At 67.7% G+C, this 14881-nt stretch carries 14 protein-coding genes and 1 pseudogene; 6 read left to right on the forward strand and 9 right to left on the reverse strand.

Annotated elements, in window-relative coordinates:
- Positions 1-128: 128 nt before the first annotated feature.
- Positions 129-446, reverse strand: coding sequence for a hypothetical protein (locus ABEA82_RS33680; protein ID WP_345665534.1), 318 nt, complete (start codon positions 444-446; stop codon positions 129-131).
- A gap of 614 nt (positions 447-1060) precedes the next feature.
- On the opposite strand from ABEA82_RS33680, the gene ABEA82_RS33685 reads away from it, so the two are divergent.
- Positions 1061-3652, forward strand: coding sequence for a DUF8189 domain-containing protein (locus ABEA82_RS33685; protein WP_345665535.1), 2592 nt, complete (start codon positions 1061-1063; stop codon positions 3650-3652).
- 411 nt (positions 3653-4063) lie between these two features.
- Here ABEA82_RS33685 and ABEA82_RS33690 read toward each other — a convergent pair whose 3' ends face one another.
- From ABEA82_RS33690 to ABEA82_RS33700, 3 genes and pseudogenes are all read right to left on the reverse strand, one after another.
- Positions 4064-4333, reverse strand: coding sequence for a hypothetical protein (locus tag ABEA82_RS33690; RefSeq protein ID WP_345665536.1), 270 nt, complete (start codon positions 4331-4333; stop codon positions 4064-4066).
- Positions 4334-4658: 325 nt separating this feature from the next.
- Positions 4659-5450, reverse strand: a pseudogene (locus ABEA82_RS33695) (transposase).
- A 42-nt stretch (positions 5451-5492) separates the two neighbouring features.
- On the reverse strand, positions 5493-5753 hold the full coding sequence (locus ABEA82_RS33700; protein ID WP_345665537.1) for a hypothetical protein: 261 nt from the start codon (positions 5751-5753) through the stop codon (positions 5493-5495).
- Positions 5754-5861: 108 nt separating this feature from the next.
- On the opposite strand from ABEA82_RS33700, the gene ABEA82_RS33705 reads away from it, so the two are divergent.
- The 3 genes from ABEA82_RS33705 (at position 5862) to ABEA82_RS33715 (ending at position 8148) form a co-directional block, all read left to right on the forward strand.
- Complete coding sequence (locus tag ABEA82_RS33705) at positions 5862-6458, forward strand: TetR/AcrR family transcriptional regulator (protein ID WP_345665538.1); 597 nt, start codon at positions 5862-5864, stop codon at positions 6456-6458.
- 364 nt (positions 6459-6822) lie between these two features.
- Positions 6823-7269 (forward strand): SMI1/KNR4 family protein, encoded by a 447-nt coding sequence (locus ABEA82_RS33710; RefSeq protein WP_345665539.1) that lies wholly within the window; start codon positions 6823-6825, stop codon positions 7267-7269.
- Between the two features lie 216 nt (positions 7270-7485).
- Positions 7486-8148 (forward strand): hypothetical protein, encoded by a 663-nt coding sequence (locus ABEA82_RS33715; RefSeq protein ID WP_345665540.1) that lies wholly within the window; start codon positions 7486-7488, stop codon positions 8146-8148.
- A 310-nt stretch (positions 8149-8458) separates the two neighbouring features.
- Here the strand turns inward: ABEA82_RS33715 and ABEA82_RS33720 are convergent, their stop codons facing one another.
- The gene (locus tag ABEA82_RS33720; RefSeq protein WP_345665541.1) at positions 8459-8851 is read right to left on the reverse strand and encodes a winged helix-turn-helix transcriptional regulator; all 393 of its coding nucleotides are present in this window, start codon (positions 8849-8851) and stop codon (positions 8459-8461) included.
- A gap of 148 nt (positions 8852-8999) precedes the next feature.
- On the opposite strand from ABEA82_RS33720, the gene ABEA82_RS33725 reads away from it, so the two are divergent.
- The gene (locus ABEA82_RS33725) at positions 9000-9845 is read left to right on the forward strand and encodes an SDR family oxidoreductase (protein ID WP_345665542.1); all 846 of its coding nucleotides are present in this window, start codon (positions 9000-9002) and stop codon (positions 9843-9845) included.
- A 386-nt stretch (positions 9846-10231) separates the two neighbouring features.
- Here the strand turns inward: ABEA82_RS33725 and ABEA82_RS33730 are convergent, their stop codons facing one another.
- Both ABEA82_RS33730 and ABEA82_RS33735 read right to left on the reverse strand, forming a co-directional pair.
- Entirely contained in the window at positions 10232-10843 is a 612-nt protein-coding gene (locus ABEA82_RS33730) for a maleylpyruvate isomerase N-terminal domain-containing protein (RefSeq protein ID WP_345665543.1), read from the reverse strand.
- Positions 10844-10993: 150 nt separating this feature from the next.
- Positions 10994-11407: a hypothetical protein gene (locus ABEA82_RS33735; RefSeq protein ID WP_345665544.1), complete on the reverse strand. Its 414-nt coding sequence runs from the start codon at positions 11405-11407 to the stop codon at positions 10994-10996.
- Between the two features lie 76 nt (positions 11408-11483).
- Here ABEA82_RS33735 and ABEA82_RS33740 point away from each other — a divergent pair, with 76 nt between their 5' ends.
- On the forward strand, positions 11484-11819 hold the full coding sequence (locus ABEA82_RS33740; protein ID WP_345665545.1) for a hypothetical protein: 336 nt from the start codon (positions 11484-11486) through the stop codon (positions 11817-11819).
- Between the two features lie 172 nt (positions 11820-11991).
- Here the strand turns inward: ABEA82_RS33740 and ABEA82_RS33745 are convergent, their stop codons facing one another.
- The gene (locus ABEA82_RS33745; RefSeq protein ID WP_345665546.1) at positions 11992-12408 is read right to left on the reverse strand and encodes a YeeE/YedE thiosulfate transporter family protein; all 417 of its coding nucleotides are present in this window, start codon (positions 12406-12408) and stop codon (positions 11992-11994) included.
- Positions 12408-12917, reverse strand: a complete 510-nt coding sequence (locus tag ABEA82_RS33750) for a YeeE/YedE family protein (RefSeq protein WP_345665547.1) — start codon at positions 12915-12917, stop codon at positions 12408-12410. The genes ABEA82_RS33745 and ABEA82_RS33750 overlap by 1 nt, the downstream gene beginning before the upstream one ends.
- Positions 12918-14881 lie beyond the last annotated feature (1964 nt).

The raw sequence follows: 14881 nt of genomic DNA on the forward strand, positions 1-14881 counted from the left end.
AGGTCGGCTTGAGCATGTGCAGACCGAGGTCGGTCCCGTAGGAAGTGGAAAGTGCCATGCGGTCTGTCCAGTGAGCTGGTCAGTGCCTCACAATCGGCTCATTGCCCCTTCGGTACGTTTCTCGGTCATCAGTCGAAGACGATGTAACCGCCGGTGCCGACCACGTAGCCGCCCTTACCGGCGCAGTAGGCGTAAGACCAGTTCGTGGCCGCGACCTTGTTGCCGACCGCCCATTGTCCGTTTTTGCACTTGGCCGAGGCTTGCACCTTCGCCCTTGAGGGAAATCCTGTACAGGCGCCGGCACCGTAGGTGTTGATGTTGTCGGTCCAGTGTCGGCAATCGGACGAGGCGGTGGTCGGGGCTGCTTGAGCTCCGGTCGCTACAGGTGTGGCGGCTACCGAGGGGGTCGCTGCGGTGGCAACGAGGGTTCCGGTGGCAGCAGCCATAGCCATAGGCGTCAGGGTCGTGCGCATACGAGACATGTCTCTGTGTTCCTTTCGGTTGTCGCTGGCGCCGTCAAGGACCACGGTGGGTCCGAGTCCAGCGGTCGTCGCAAGGACTGGTCGTCTTGGCTGACTTGTGAGAGTCAGCTATGGCAGCACTCTGCTCCGCCGGCTTTGGGAGAATCTGCAACAAACCTTGAATTGCCTGGTCATGGAGGTGCTACCGTCGAGAACTTTTGCCCGGATAGTCGATAAAGCGCAGAGTGTCCTGAATGGAGGTAGTGTCGTGGCGTGCGCCGCGCGCAGGCGGCCTTTGTGGCAGGGCCATATGAACGTTTGACGACTTCAGCAGGGGCCACGGCTGGCCGTCAGATACCCCCACCCCGCACGTTCAGCGCATCCGAAGGGTGCCTCCGTCATCCCTGGGAGGAACCATGTCCAAGCAAGGAAAGCGATCCGACGGCAGCGGGCCCGAGAAGCAACCACAGACGGCATCGGACATGCCCGTACCCGCGACGTCCGGCACACCCGCCCGGCCAATGGCCACGAGCGCGGCCGGGATGCCGCTACCGGGAATGAACGCGGTGGCCGGCAGGCCCGCCGAAGGACAGATGCCGATGCCCGGGATGGCGTCGGCGCCGGCGCCCGGCAAGCCGGGCGAGATGCCGGTGCCCGGCGGGAACGCGCCGTCGGCGTCCGCGAGCGGAGGGATGCCGGTGCCGGCGGACGGCATGGCCGGCCGGCCGGAGCCGACCGGGCAGGCGCCGCGGCCCGGCAGTCCCCCGGGCGGCGACCGGGCACCCGCGCCGGGGGGTGCCAGCGCCCCGTTGCCCCGCTTCGGCGGGCCGGGAGGCACGCTGGCGAACGGTCCGTCGTACGAGCCCGGTGTCGTGGAGGTGCAGTTCCGCGGCGGGATCACGCCGTCCGTCCTCGAGGGCACGGACACCACTCCAGCGGAGATCCGCAGCGTGACCGAGGGGTCCCTCACCGAGTTCAACCGCATCCTGGCGGACAACAACCTCGTCAGGGCGGAACCGACGTTCCTGATCAGCCCGGAGGAAGCCACCGCGGTCCAGGCGTCCACCGCCGCGAAGGGATACGAGGCGCCGAATCTCGCGCGTTTCGTCACCCTGCACTTCGCCGACGACGCCGACACGCTCGGGATCGCGGAGCGCCTGGACGGCCTGCCCGAGGTGGAGCGGGCGATCGCGGTCCCCGCGGCGCTGCCGCCGACCGTGACCGCCGAACCCTCCACGGCGCTCGCCCCGGCGGGTCCGCAGTCGGAACCGCTGGTCGGCAAGAGCGGTACGGTGGTGGTCGACACGGTCACCGGCCTGGAGAACCAGTGGTACATCTTCCGCTGCGGTGTGAACCAGGCGTGGGGCAGGTCCACCGGGCGGGGCGTGGTCATCGCCGACGTCGACTGGGGCTGCCGGACCTCGCACACCGACCTCGCCCCGAATATCACCAACAGGTTCAACGCCTTCGACGGCAGCACGGACGTCACGCACGGCGGGTCCGTCTCCCACGGAACCGGCGTCATGGGGCTGGCCGGTGCCGCAGTCAACAACCTCGGCATGGCGGGCGTCGCCTCCGCCGCCTCCCTCTGGGTGGTGCAGGCGGACTCGGGGACCGGCCCGGACCTCGGCGGAAACGCCTGGGCCCGGGGCATCGACTGGGTTCGCACGACCAACAGCGGCGGCCGACGCAAGGTCGTGATCCTCGAAGTCCAGACGGGATCGTTCGGGAACTACGAGTACATTCCGTCGGTCAACGCGGCCATCAAAACGGCGATCGCCGCGGGCGTCGTCGTCTGTGTGGCAGCCGGCAACGGCGACCGGGACGCCGGGATCGGTGACGACGGCAAGCCGATCCCGGAGACGGGCTCGATCCTCGTCGGCGCCACCGCCTATGACGCCACGGTCAACAAGCGTGCCTGGTTCAGCAACTACGGCCCCCGGATCGTGGTGTCCGCCCCGGGCGACAGCTCGCACGACGTGACCTGCGACAGTGGCTCCGACTCGGCGTACCGCAACAACTTCGGCGGAACGTCGGGCGCCACGCCGAAGGTCGCCGGTGCCGCCGCCCTGATGCTGGCCGCGAACCCGCGGCTCAGCCACGCCGAGGTGCGCCGCATCCTCAATTCCACGGGTACCGCGCTTACGCCCGATCCCGGCAAGGCGATCGGTAACTTCCTCAACGTGGCCGCGGCGGTACGGGAGGCGTCGGAGCGCGCGGTCAGCCGCATGGAGATCTTCGCCCGGGGCGGGGACCAGGCGGTGTGGCACAAGTGGCAGACCGCCCCGAACAACGGCTGGTCCGGCTGGGAATCCCTCGGCGGCTGGATCGACCTGCTCACCCACGGCCGTAACGCCGACGGCCGGGTGGAGATCTTCGCCCGCGGCAGCGACCAGGCCGTGTGGCACAAGTGGCAGACATCGCCCGGCGGCGGATATTCCGGCTGGGAGTCCCTGGGCGGCTGGATCGACCGCCTCAAGGTCACCCAGAACGTCGACGGGCGGCTGGAGATCTTCGCCCGCGGATCCGACGGCGCCGTATGGCACAACTGGCAGACCGCCCCCAGCAACGGCTGGTCCGGCTGGGAATCCCTCGGCGGCTGGATCGACGACCTGGAAGTCAACCAGAACAACGACGGACGGCTGGAGATCTTCGCCCGGGGCGGGGACCAGGCGGTGTGGCACAAGTGGCAGACATCGCCGGGCGGCGGCTGGTCCGGCTGGGAATCCCTCGGCGGCTGGATCGACCGCCTGGCGACGGCCCGCAACAACGACGGACGGCTGGAGATCTTCGCCCGCGGATCCGACGGCGCCGTATGGCACAACTGGCAGACCGCGCCGAACAACGGCTGGTCCGGCTGGGAATCCCTCGGCGGCTGGATCGACATGATCGCCCTCGCCCGCAACGAGGACGGACGGCTGGAAATCCTCGCCCGGGGCAGCGACCAGGCGGTATGGCACAAGTGGCAGACATCGCCGGGCGGCGGCTGGTCCGGCTGGGAATCCCTCGGCGGCTGGATCGACCGCCTGGCCGTCAGCCAGAACAACGACGGACGGCTGGAGATCTTCGCCCGCGGATCCGACGGCGCCGTATGGCACAAGTGGCAGACCGCCCCCAGCAACGGCTGGTCCGGCTGGGAATCCCTCGGCGGCTGGATCGACCGCCTGGCCGTCGCCGAGAACGCTCCCTGAGCGCACGGCCCGACAGGAACGAGCACCCTGAGGTGTCCCCCGCGGCCACTCATCGCGGGGGACACCCCTACCCGGGACGCCGCGCCCGGCCTTGCCGTCCAGGCCCGCGCCCAGCATGTCGTGGACCCAGTAGGCGCGCGAGTCGTGCGACATCGCCACCCAGGCCAACACGGTGCAGGCAGTGACGGTGACGCCGGTGGCGGCAGCTGCCCGCGTGCGGCCGGCGGAAGAGCAGCAGGGGTGCGCAGCGGATGGCGAAGGGTACTTGACAGAATCCAGCGCGTGGGAACAGCACAGCCGCATCGAGGCAGCACCTCGTATCCCAGGCCCTGCTCAAAGACTTCACGACGCCCGAGCCGAAGGGCAGCAGTCGACAGTTGCTCGGCAGCGAGATGATCCGCAGGGAACGGCCTAGCGTCTACGCTGTTGCCTTCGCTCGGCCCGCCGCTGCCGTGCAAGGCGGCGTTCCTCCTGCTGCCTGGCGATGTTGCGTGCCTTGCCCTGCGCGGCGACGCTATACCGACGTGTGGCCATGGGGGTCACCGTGCCAAACGCCAGCAGGGTAGCCGCCAGGATCCAGTACCCCGTCGACGTACCCATGGAGAAGACCGCCGAGCAGCCGAACAGCGCGCCCGCGGAGAAACCCAGCGCTGGCCGCCGATCCAGCTCGTAGAGACCCATTTTGACTGGGATCGCAAGCAACCACGGCGGGATGAAAAGAGCGCTGAAATACCGGCCCGTTCCGTCTGACACCCCGCAGCCGCCCCTGAACGAGTGGGAGCAACCCGTCTCCAGCCACCCCGCCAACCCCAACCCATGACAACTAATCCCACCGCGTTGACCACGGCTCCCGCCCATCGCCACTTCATGCCCGGATCATAGGAGCGAGGGCACGCGACGCACGCCCTGGAACAACGCTGACCATGACCCGAAAGAGACGGCCTAAGTGCTGTCCCGGATTGGATCTCGGGTTACGGGGCTTCAGTGAGCCTGGTGGCTTTGGGGGTTATCCGGCGAGGGCGAGGTTGTGCAGGCGTGCGATGCCGAGCATGGCGTGGAGAACGCCGTCGCCTCTCAAGCGGCAGTCGCGCAGGATCTTCCAGCTCTTCATGCGGGCGAAGACGTGCTCGACGCGGGCGCGGACGCTTTTTGTGTGAGTGGTTGTGTTCCTCCTTCCAGGCGGCCAGCTCCTCGCCCTTGCGCGCGCGGCGATGGGGAGTGACCAGGCCGGTGCCGCGGTAGCCACCGTCGGCGATCGTCATGGTCTTCCCGACCGCCGCCATTGCGCCAGACTCCTCCCACGCCTTGCAGTCGTTGCGGTTCCCCGCCACAGGCCGACCGACCGCGACGACAAGGCAGGAGTCCGCGTCGATGACGACCTGGTGGTCGGTGGAGTACCGGTAGTTCTTCGATTGTTCGGCGACGGTGTGGTCGCGGGTCGGGACCAGGGTGCCGTCCACGATCAGCACGGTGTCCTTGCGGTAGCGGCGGCGCTGGTGCAGTGCCAGGCGCGGACCGAGGTCGTTGATGATCCGGGCGGCAGCGGACTTCGAGATGCCGAACAGCGCAGCGAGCTGCCGCAGGGTCAGATGTGTGCGCCAGTAATCAGATTTGTGCGCCAGTAAGTAGCGACCAGCATGACCCGGTCCTCCAGCGGCAGGCCCCAAGGCCCACCGCGCCGTGCCGCGTCCGCACCCTCGCGGCGCAGCGCAGACACCAGCTTCTGGAGCAGTCGTGGGCTCAGCCCGGTGAACGAGGATATCCAGGAAGGCTCCGAGGCCCTGATCACACCAGCCACGCCAGGAGTTTGCCACCCAGCGGTGATTGGCCTCGGGGGCGCTCACGGACGTCGGTGCGCCTGCCTGCTCGCCTGATGGCGGTGCGCCGCTGCCGCTAACAGGCCGACACCTGCACAGCCGACCAGAAGGGTCCCCCACTCAGGCACATGTGCTGCTCGCAGAAGGCCGGCGACACCGAAGCTTGTATCCCACCGCGCCTCCGTGAGGGCGGAGCCGAAGCCCTGGATGACCAGAATGGCACCGAACAGCCAGAGCAGCCCCTGACCTGAGTAGTTGTCCGACTTCTTGAACTGCTTCGCCATGACGTGAGTCCTCTCCGGTGTACACCCATCGTTCTGATGCGGTTGCATCACATCGTGGGGTGTAAACGGATATGATGCAAGCGCATCGGAAAACAGGAGGAGCGGAGCGTGCCCAGGCAGGTCGACTATGAGGACCGGCGCCGCCGGATCGCCGAGGCAGTCTGCACCCTGATCGCGCGTTCCGGCATGCAGGCCGTCAGCCTCCGCGACGTCGCCGCTCAGGCGGACGTGTCCATGGGGGCTGTCCAGCGCTGCTTCCGCACCAAGGAGGACATGCTGCTCTTCGCGCTGGAGCACATCTCCCAACGCGTCAGCGAACGCGCCAACCAACGCATCGCCACAACCTCCACCCCCGAGGCCGCAGCCACTCTGCTGTCACACACCCTGGCCGAACTCGCCTTGCTGGATGAGGGATCAAAGACGCAGGCACGCGTCTGGCTGGCGTTCGTCACCCACGCCTCGGCCAACGAGAAGCTGGCCGCCGTCCTGCGCGACACCCATGCCAAGCTCCATGACCTCATCGCGTGGCTCATCCGCTATGGCCAAAACACCGGGGAAGTCCCACAGCACCTCGACCCCACCCGCGAGGCACACACCCTCCTCGCTGTGGCCGATGGCCTCACGGTCCATGTCCTCGCAGGCCACCACTCCCCGCAGACGGCGCTGAGCATCCTCCAACGCCACGTCGACCACCTGCTGCAATGAGCACCCAGCCACGGACGGGGCGCCCAGTACCAATGCACCGGGCTCCGTACAGATGCCCAAAGCCCACAGCCTGCTCAGTGCTGGTCAGGCGTTACGGGACAACCCTCAGGCCGTGTCTCTTTGGAGCAGCCTGTCTCCGCCATGGCGCCGGGGTCGCGTGAGTGGACGAAATAGTCTGCCTGACGCGGACCAGGCTCGCCCCATGACAGAGCCGCCCCTCACCCAAGCCGAGATCGTCGAGGCCGAACGAGAACTCGGTGTGTGCTCCTGCCAGAGGAATACCGGACGTATCTGCGCCAGGTGAGCGCTGGCGGGGCACTCTTCCGGCTTGAGCGGACCGGGCGTGGCTGGTGGTGGGCCGGCAATGACGAGGGGCGGCGCGAGCCGCTGGGCCATTCCCTTTCCGCACCCCGACTCCTATGCCGAGAGCGACGACGAACTGATGGCCCGTGAGCCACAGGCTGAGGCGTTCGAGGACGACGCCGCGTATCGAACAGCCTGGCGTGCCTGGACTGACGAGGCCGACAGATTCGAGGACCTGAAGACGGCCGGCGCGGTCGTCATTCAGGAGCACGGCTGCAGCTTCGCCACCCTGCTGGCACTGACCGGCTCACTGGCCGGCACGGTGTGGTGGGACGGACGGGCTACTTGTGACCGGATCGTCCCGCTCTCTTTGGACCACCTCACCGGTGCCCGGCCCATCCAACTCCCGCCATGGCTGGACCACGGTTCGTGGGCCCTGCTGCCGCAGGACTGGGGGCCACCCCTTGCACCCAGACCCTGCTGTTCACCGCTAGCGCCGAGCGCCTGAGTGGATGCGCCCAAGAACAAAGGCAGAACGAGCGTTTTTCTGGAAGCGTACTCAGCCACGGACTGGGGGCGGGACCTCGGCAGGGCGCAACCGCGCACAGATCCCCATCCCTTCGGCTTCGGCGAGCCGACCTGGCTCGTCAGCTTGCTGCGATACGCCTATCCGCCTTTGGCGCTCCGAGCGGCCCTCCTGGCCCTGCCGGATACAGAGGCAGTGATGTACGTCCACGAGGCAGAGGGAGACCCTGACTCGGAACTCTTGCAGCTCTGCTCGCCGGCACGGGAATCCCTTCATAACACAGCTGCGGAACACGCTCCTCTCGTTGTCCTCACCGAGGGCAGCACCGACGTCACCGTACCGAAGCCTGCGCTGGAGCTGCTCTATCCCCATCTGACAGACCTGGCCCGCTTCATGGATTACGGGTCTCGCCCCCAAGGCGGAGCAGGCAGCCTGGTGACGACAGTGCGCGCGTTCGCAACTGCCGGCATCACCAATCCAGTCATCGCCTTGTTCGACAACGACACTGCCGCATCAGAGGCCCTGCGCCCACTGGCCCGCGACACGCTCCCGCCCAATATCAAGATCCTGCAGTATCCACCGCGAGAACTAGCCTCCAACTACCCCACCTTGGGCCCTGCGAGCGCCGATACGCCCACAGGCAGGACCACCCGAGCGGACGTCAACGGCCTGGCCGGATCGATCGAGCTCTACCTCGGCACAGACGCGCTGTCTCTACCCGATGGAAGCCTGCGACCGGTCCAATGGCGCAACTACAGCAGTGCTTGCCAGCAATACCAGCACGATCCATCCCCCATCGACGCCCAGGATTGGGCAGGGGTGCGAGCCATCCTGGACGCTGTCATCCACGCCCTCGAGTAGGTCAGCACCAAGGGGCTACGTCTGGCCGGAGCATGCAATGACCTGCAATCGCCACTGAGAGAGGTGCCCGCGGTGTGCGGGTCGGTGCGGTCAGGCCGGGTCCTGCGGTTCCCACTGCTCCCGGCAGGCCGGGCACAGATTGCCGGGTCAGCCTTCGGCATCCGCTTCGATGAACCGCAGGCCGGCGCAGCCGGCGCAGAGCTGTTGGGACTCTGGGAAAAATCGCCAGTCCGGCTCTTCTCTCCACATGCTTGCGGGATCAACCAGGTAGCGGAAGATCCGACACGGACCGAGCCCTCTCGCTGACGCGCTACTTGGGTGGATCGGTGTAGTAGTCGTGCCGGGCCTGCTCGACCTTGTCCAGGTTGCCGGCAGCCCATTCGGCGAGGTGAGCGAAGAGCGGGGCCAGACTGCGACCCAGCTCGCTGATCTCGTACTCGACCCGAGGGGGGACCTCCGGGTGGTACGTACGCACCACCATGCCGTCGCGTTCCAGCTGCCGCAGCCGCTGGGTCAGTACCTTCGGTGTGATCGTGCCGATCCGCCGTTCCAGCTCGACGAACCGTTGCCGGCCATGCCTGTTGAGAGTCCAAAGGATCGGCGTCGTCCACCGGCTGAACACGATGTCCACGACCGCACTGGTCGGACAGGCGAGCTCCGGGTCGGTCTCCGCGGCTGCCACCCAGTCAGCACTGCCGGCCATGCACACCCCCTTGAGATAGTCACTTTCCTCTAGGTACCTACTATATCGACGGTGTTAGCGTCCCCGTGTCGCCCGGAGAGCAGCTCTCCACGACGGTCCCGCCCGCTCGGGTGGCGACAACCATGCTGAATTCACAAGGGAGTTGTTCATGTTCGTAGTGACGGGGGCAACCGGCAACGTCGGCCGATCGCTCGTGCAGGCCCTCGCGGCAACTGGTGTGCGGGTGACCGCGACATCCCGGGGGATCTCGGACACGGACGTGCCGGAGAACGTCGAGTACAGGCGGGCGGACCTGGTCGACCCTGAGAGCCTTCGGCCCGTATTCGACGGAGCCGACGCGCTGTTCCTGCAGAACGGCGGCCCCAGCGCGCACCTGCTGAGCCCACAGGACATCCTCGATGTCGCCAAGGCCGGCGGCGTCGGCCGGGTCATCCTGCTGTCCTCCCAAGGAGTTGCGACCCGCCCCCGGTCAGCCTCCCACGGGGACACGGCACGCGCCATCGAGGACGCCGTCCAGCAATCAGGCATGGCCTGGACGATCCTGCGGCCCGGTGGCTTCCACTCCAACGCCTACGCCTGGGCCGAGTCGGTCCGCGCCCGAAGGACCGTCGCCGCACCGTTCGCCGACATCGGCCTGCCGACCATCGACCCGGACGACATCGCCGAGGTCGCCGCCGCAGTCCTGCGCGAGGACGGCCACACCGGACAGATCTACGAGCTGACCGGGCCCGCACTCAACACGCCCCGTCAGCGGGCCGAGGCGATTGCCGACGCACTCGGCGAACCCGTCCGGTTCATCGAGCAGACCCGCGACGAGGCCCGTGCGCAGATGCTGCAGTTCATGCCCGAGCCCGTGGTCGAGACCACGCTGACCATCCTCGGCGAGCCCACCCTCGCCGAACAGCGCATCAGCCCCGACGTCGAGCAGGTCCTCGGCCGCACACCCCGCACCTTCGCCGACTGGGCTCAGCGTCACATCACCGCCTTCCGATAAGACCGCTTTCCCCGACCACGGCAACCCTGGCCGAGCTTTCACCTCCCACTGTCAACTGCACTCGGGCAATACGCTCACCCTGGAGTGGGGATCCAAGGTGAGCAGGTCCGGAAAACTGCTCAGCAGGGATGGGGAAATCCCAACAGCCTCAACAGAGCAGTGCTGGAGGAGCCACGGCCGGCCACCGCGTGACACCTGACCCGCGCCGTCGTTGAGCACCACGACTCCAGACGCCGGGCCCCGGAAACTTCTCCCCCGGGGCTAACAAACGCAGCGGACGGACTCGACCGGCCCCGTCAACGGGTCGACCACCCGCCGCTCAACCCCGTCCACCCCCTCGACGGGCAGCCCTTCGCGAATCTTCTTTGCGGCGCAGACGCCTGAGCCTATGCCCGGGGAGTGCCGTCCCAGCGCCATGTGGTGAGTCGAGGGTGTCCGGGTAGTTCGGCGCGTCCGGTGGCCCACAAGAAGGTCGACCAAGCATCCGTGGACGACGGTGCGTTCGGAAACAGCCGGGCGAGCACCCGCGAGCACAGATCGGCAGGCGGGCTCCATGTGAGATCGAGCCCCTGGGCCAGGTCGTGCGTGTGCACCAAAGTCTCCACGGTCCCCACCGCAGCGAAGCCCTCAGCGTCCGAGACGCCGAAGACGTGGTGAGCACGGGTCTGCGGAGGCGTCGTGCGCACCATGGCAACCAGCAGCGCACCGCTCGCCTCCAAGACCTGCAGCAGGCCGGCGGGCCCCGCCTTGCGGTTCGCGTGAATGGCGTTCGCCGGGCCGCCGGGCCGCCGGCTCCCCCATACGAAGAGCACCTCGCCACCCAGGCGCGGTGTTCGGGGGCCCAGTTGCGCAGCGTAGGCGAAGAGGTCGCCGCTGAGGTACTCGACGGTTCCCCAGCAGTCCCATTCCAGCGAACCAGCCCAGCCCTCCCAAGCAGTTGGGGGCGCCTCACGAAGGACCGCCACAGCAAGCTGCACAGCAAGGTCGAGGCCATCCACGGTGACGGGAGGCCGGGGGGCCCGGACCGCTGCACACCAGAAGTCGTCATCACCGGCTCTCCATCGGGGGCGGGGTTTTCCCATGCGCCTGCCCCCAACCTCAGCCGCAACCACACTCAGCCGAGCTCGGGACGGCTGGGCGGGGCCATGTCATGAGGCGCGGCGGACGGCGGCGACCGGACCGATGGCGTCGGGCCCGTGCTGGTCGCGGACGCGGTCGACGGCGGCTTCGGTAACCAGCCGGGCCTCGCGGGCGGTATCGCGGCTGCTCTGCTCGGCGACCTGGCCGGTGGCGACGAGGTCCTCCCCGTTGAGTGCGAGCCTGGTCAGGCGACCGCGTTGGAGGCCTGCGGCGTCCGTCAGCTGGTAGGCCACGGTGCCCAGGTCGTCGTCATGGTGGGATGGCTCGGCCGGGCGACGGGTCCTCCAGCAGCTGCCACCGGCGAACCTCAACGCCAGCGCCAACGCGCGGGCCACCTGGCCGCGCCGGAGCAGCAGCAGCCCCACTAACGGGTCCTCCAGGCCCGAGTTCGACTGCTCGGCAACCAGCCAGCTGTTACTCACTTTCGGGTGACGACCCGATCCCCTGCGAGGTGGCGCACTGTGGCGGGCCGCAGCAGGGTGTCCGAGGAGGAGTTCCATGGGCAAGAAAAAGGACGTCCGCGCGGCAAGGCCGGGCCAGGGAAAGCCCAGCCGGTCCAAGCGCGCGTCCGGCAAGTTCGTGCGCATGTACCGCCGCGACCACGCGTGGCGCGCTCCGTTCCCGCTGTGGGCGCGGATCGTGTGCGACATCCTGTTCTGGGCCGTCACCGCCGCCGCGGCCTATGTGGCCATCGGCAGCCTGTGCGGAGCAATCCTCATCGCCGCTCCCCTTCTCGGGTTCCTCGGGCTCGCATCGAGCAAGGAGCACGACGACGGCATCGACTGGACCCAGCGTACGGCTGCGCTGCTTCCTGGGCCCCCGCCAAGAGCCTGACGTGTAGGTGCGCTGCGAGAAGCACCCGCACCCGCATGGCTGCCCCGGTATCGGCCTTGCCGCGGCAGCCTGCGTTCGAGTGGCTGGAACGTCTTGGGGGGTCAGGGGGCGTCGGCGAGTTCTTCGATCTGGTGGGCGAGCCTCTGCGGGGCGTGCCGACAGGCCTCCTTGGTCACAGGCCGCAGGAGCCGCGGTCGAGGTGGAAGTAGCGGGCGTTGGCCCAGCGGCACAGCCGCATGCCGACGATGACGCCAACGATGGTGACCAGGGCGGGCAGGTACCCGCTGGCGACCTGGACGATCGGGATTGCCGGGCAGCCGCCCGAGATTGCCCAGCCCGTACCGAACAGCACTGCACCGGGGATCACACCGGCGTGGATGCGCCCCGGCGTGCGGCGGACCCGCAGCAGAGCGAACGCGCACACGATGATCACAACGGCGCCGGCGAAAGAGAGAAGCATGCGCAGGTCTTGGAAGGTGAACATGCGGTTCAGTTCGGTGTAGTCGCCGAAGCCGATGTTGGAGACCGTATAGCCGAGAGTCAGGCCGGTGATGATGTTTGCCAGCAGCATCGCGCCCCGAGTGCGCATCAGATCACCTTCCACAGCAGGAACGACACCGCGACGGCGGTGCCGAAGAATACGGCGGTCGCGACGAGGCTGACCGGGCGTAGACGGCCGCAGCCGTTGAGTCCGTGGCCGGAGCTGCACCCACCGGCCAGCCGAGTGCCGAAGCCGACCAGCACGCCTCCGGCGAACAGCAGGACGGTCATGATGGTCGGGTTTGCGGTGACTACGTTCTGGAAGCCCGGGCCCATGTCGAAGCGGAGGTCGAACCGCCCGGAGGTGACCGCGGCGATCAATCCGCCCAGGAAAATCGATACCAGCAGGGCAGCCTGGGTGACCAGGAGGGCTGGGCGCGGGCTGGTGACCGAGGTGTCCTCACTCGCCGTCGGTTCGGCGTTCGTTTCGAGCCGTTGTGACATTCCCTGCGGAGCAGCGGGCGCGGTGGGCGCGGCAGGGTTGCTGCCGAAGTGCTCCGCTGTAGCTGCGGCAAGAGCGTCGGCGAGGGCACGCTCGTCGGGGAACTCCTCGTCCATCCGCTCCAGACGGCGCTCCCTGCGCCAGTGCAACACGCGATCCCATGCGGAGGACACCCCGAAAGACCGGTCCGTGGTGAGGGTGTAGTTGATGGTGATCAGAGCGAGCCCGGCAGCGCCGGCCCACCAGGGCCAGTAGCCACTCATGCGGGGCCTCCCATCCATTCAGTGAATCGAGCCCACCAGCCGCGCTTCGCGCGGGGCCGATGTCCCGCGTGTCTGGATGGGTGGTCTGAAGGCTGTGGAAACGGTGGCGATGGTGACGGCCGGTAATGCGAGGCCGGTATCGACGGAGATGCCGCCCCGAACCAAGCCGTGCTCTCCGGTGCTGCGTTCACAGCATCTGACGGCTCAGCTGACCGAGTCGGTCCCGGCTGCGACCAGGGCGTGTTCTCCGGCGGCCAGGGATTGTGTTGCGGTGGAGCGGCCTGCTGGGGTCCTTGCTCCGGGGCGGCGTCGTACCGGTCCAGGCCGGTGGCCGCTTCTTCAAGGTGTCGCGCGCGGGCTCCGTTGGGCAGCAGGCTGATCGGCACACGTTCGCCGGTGAGTGACACCTGGTAGCGCGCACAGCCGAGCCACTGATCCTCGCTGTCACAGTAGTAGTCGCGCCAACCTTGCAAGCTCGCCCTGAGCAAGGGGAAAAGGGGGCATCCTGCGGCGTGTGAGCAACTCACGTTGCTCCCTTCTGACCGGCGCACACCACCCGTTCCGTGAGGGCGGTTGCCGTTCTCGGTCTCTTGCCCTCGCCGCGCCCGGGTCGACGATCTCAAAAAGCGCGGTGATGGCCTGTCACGATGCGGAGTACTCCCTTCCCTTCTCGACCGGGCGAGATGGAACCACTGTTTCGATGGCCAGAGCAACCTCGGGGGATTCCGGCCGTGACCGCTTGCCACCGCTGAGTGAGGCGCGCCAAGCGATATCGGTGCATTACGCACCCTCGCAGTTGTTCCTCCTGGCAGCAGGGGGCAGTTGTTCGTGGAGAGAGTGCATGTATGGAGGTCGCTTGTGGCGAACATGTGAATTCGACCGTGACGAAACTGTTGATATTACTGGTCGTTAATAAGGGAGCTACTGAAGGGGAATCATGTGCCGACGTGCTGTCTGCCACTCATGCCGGAAGGTGACCTATGAGGGCTGCGGGAGACACGTGGAGCAAGTGCTCGCCAGCGTGCCAACACCTCAGCGGTGCATGTGTGAGTCGGCGGAGGGCAAGCCGACTCGAGCGGAGCCCGATGCGGCTCTCGAGGGCGGGGCAGTGCGACACACGCACGTTCCTCGGCACATGGACGGTTCACCGGACCGATCGAAGGACGGCTGGTGGACCCGGATCATCACGTGGATGAAAAGTCCAGCGTGAAGTAAGCAGAGGGGGGAGCGCTGCCCTCCATCCAAGATCAGGGCCTTCGGCCCCGGAAGATGGAGGCCGCGGCACACCGGTGAGCCGCCAACGGCCGGCCGGTTCGACGACGAGTCCTGGGACCACCACCGCCACGGCGGCCACCAACACCGCTGATCCCACACTGCGGGCGTGGGCTGCAAGCCTCACCCACGCACCCGGCCGAGCAGGGGCCGGGTGCGTCTCGTGTGTCAGGCGGCCCTGTCGCTGACCCATCACCGATCCGGCAGTCAGCACGTACTTCCGAGTCAGGCTTTCCGTGGTCAGAGGCGACAAGGTCCTCGAGCTGGCAGGCGAGATCGGCGTTCGGGGAGGGAGGGGGCCGAACCCGTCGATGCGGTCCCCAGCGACCTCCAGGCCGTGGCTGCCGAGCCTGCGGGGATCCGCCGCCCAGGCCGCAGGGGCCCTGGGGTCGCTGTCCAGCACTCCGAGTCGTTGATCACCTGGACCGCGATCGCGCTGATGACCAGGCGAATCACCCGCCAGCGGAAGCCGTCAGCCGACATCTCGCGAAGCCGACCAGGCCTGATCAATCTCAAGGCCAGGCCCACCCCTTTGGCACTGCGTC

The organism is Streptomyces venetus (genome assembly GCF_039540295.1).
Lineage (GTDB): Bacteria > Actinomycetota > Actinomycetes > Streptomycetales > Streptomycetaceae > Streptomyces > Streptomyces venetus.

Excerpts from the sequence above, each read along its gene's own strand:
- ABEA82_RS33680 (WP_345665534.1), bottom strand. The coding sequence starts at position 446 with ATGGCTGCTGCCACCGGAACCCTCGTTGCCACCGCAGCGACCCCCTCG.
- ABEA82_RS33685 (WP_345665535.1), top strand. The coding sequence starts at position 1,061 with ATGCCCGGGATGGCGTCGGCGCCGGCGCCCGGCAAGCCGGGCGAGATG.
- ABEA82_RS33690 (WP_345665536.1), bottom strand. The coding sequence starts at position 4,333 with ATGGGTCTCTACGAGCTGGATCGGCGGCCAGCGCTGGGTTTCTCCGCG.
- ABEA82_RS33700 (WP_345665537.1), bottom strand. The coding sequence starts at position 5,753 with ATGGCGAAGCAGTTCAAGAAGTCGGACAACTACTCAGGTCAGGGGCTG.
- ABEA82_RS33710 (WP_345665539.1), top strand. The coding sequence starts at position 6,823 with ATGACGAGGGGCGGCGCGAGCCGCTGGGCCATTCCCTTTCCGCACCCC.
- ABEA82_RS33715 (WP_345665540.1), top strand. The coding sequence starts at position 7,486 with ATGTACGTCCACGAGGCAGAGGGAGACCCTGACTCGGAACTCTTGCAG.
- ABEA82_RS33720 (WP_345665541.1), bottom strand. The coding sequence starts at position 8,851 with ATGGCCGGCAGTGCTGACTGGGTGGCAGCCGCGGAGACCGACCCGGAG.
- ABEA82_RS33725 (WP_345665542.1), top strand. The coding sequence starts at position 9,000 with ATGTTCGTAGTGACGGGGGCAACCGGCAACGTCGGCCGATCGCTCGTG.
- ABEA82_RS33740 (WP_345665545.1), top strand. The coding sequence starts at position 11,484 with ATGGGCAAGAAAAAGGACGTCCGCGCGGCAAGGCCGGGCCAGGGAAAG.
- ABEA82_RS33745 (WP_345665546.1), bottom strand. The coding sequence starts at position 12,408 with ATGCGCACTCGGGGCGCGATGCTGCTGGCAAACATCATCACCGGCCTG.
- ABEA82_RS33750 (WP_345665547.1), bottom strand. The coding sequence starts at position 12,917 with ATGGACGAGGAGTTCCCCGACGAGCGTGCCCTCGCCGACGCTCTTGCC.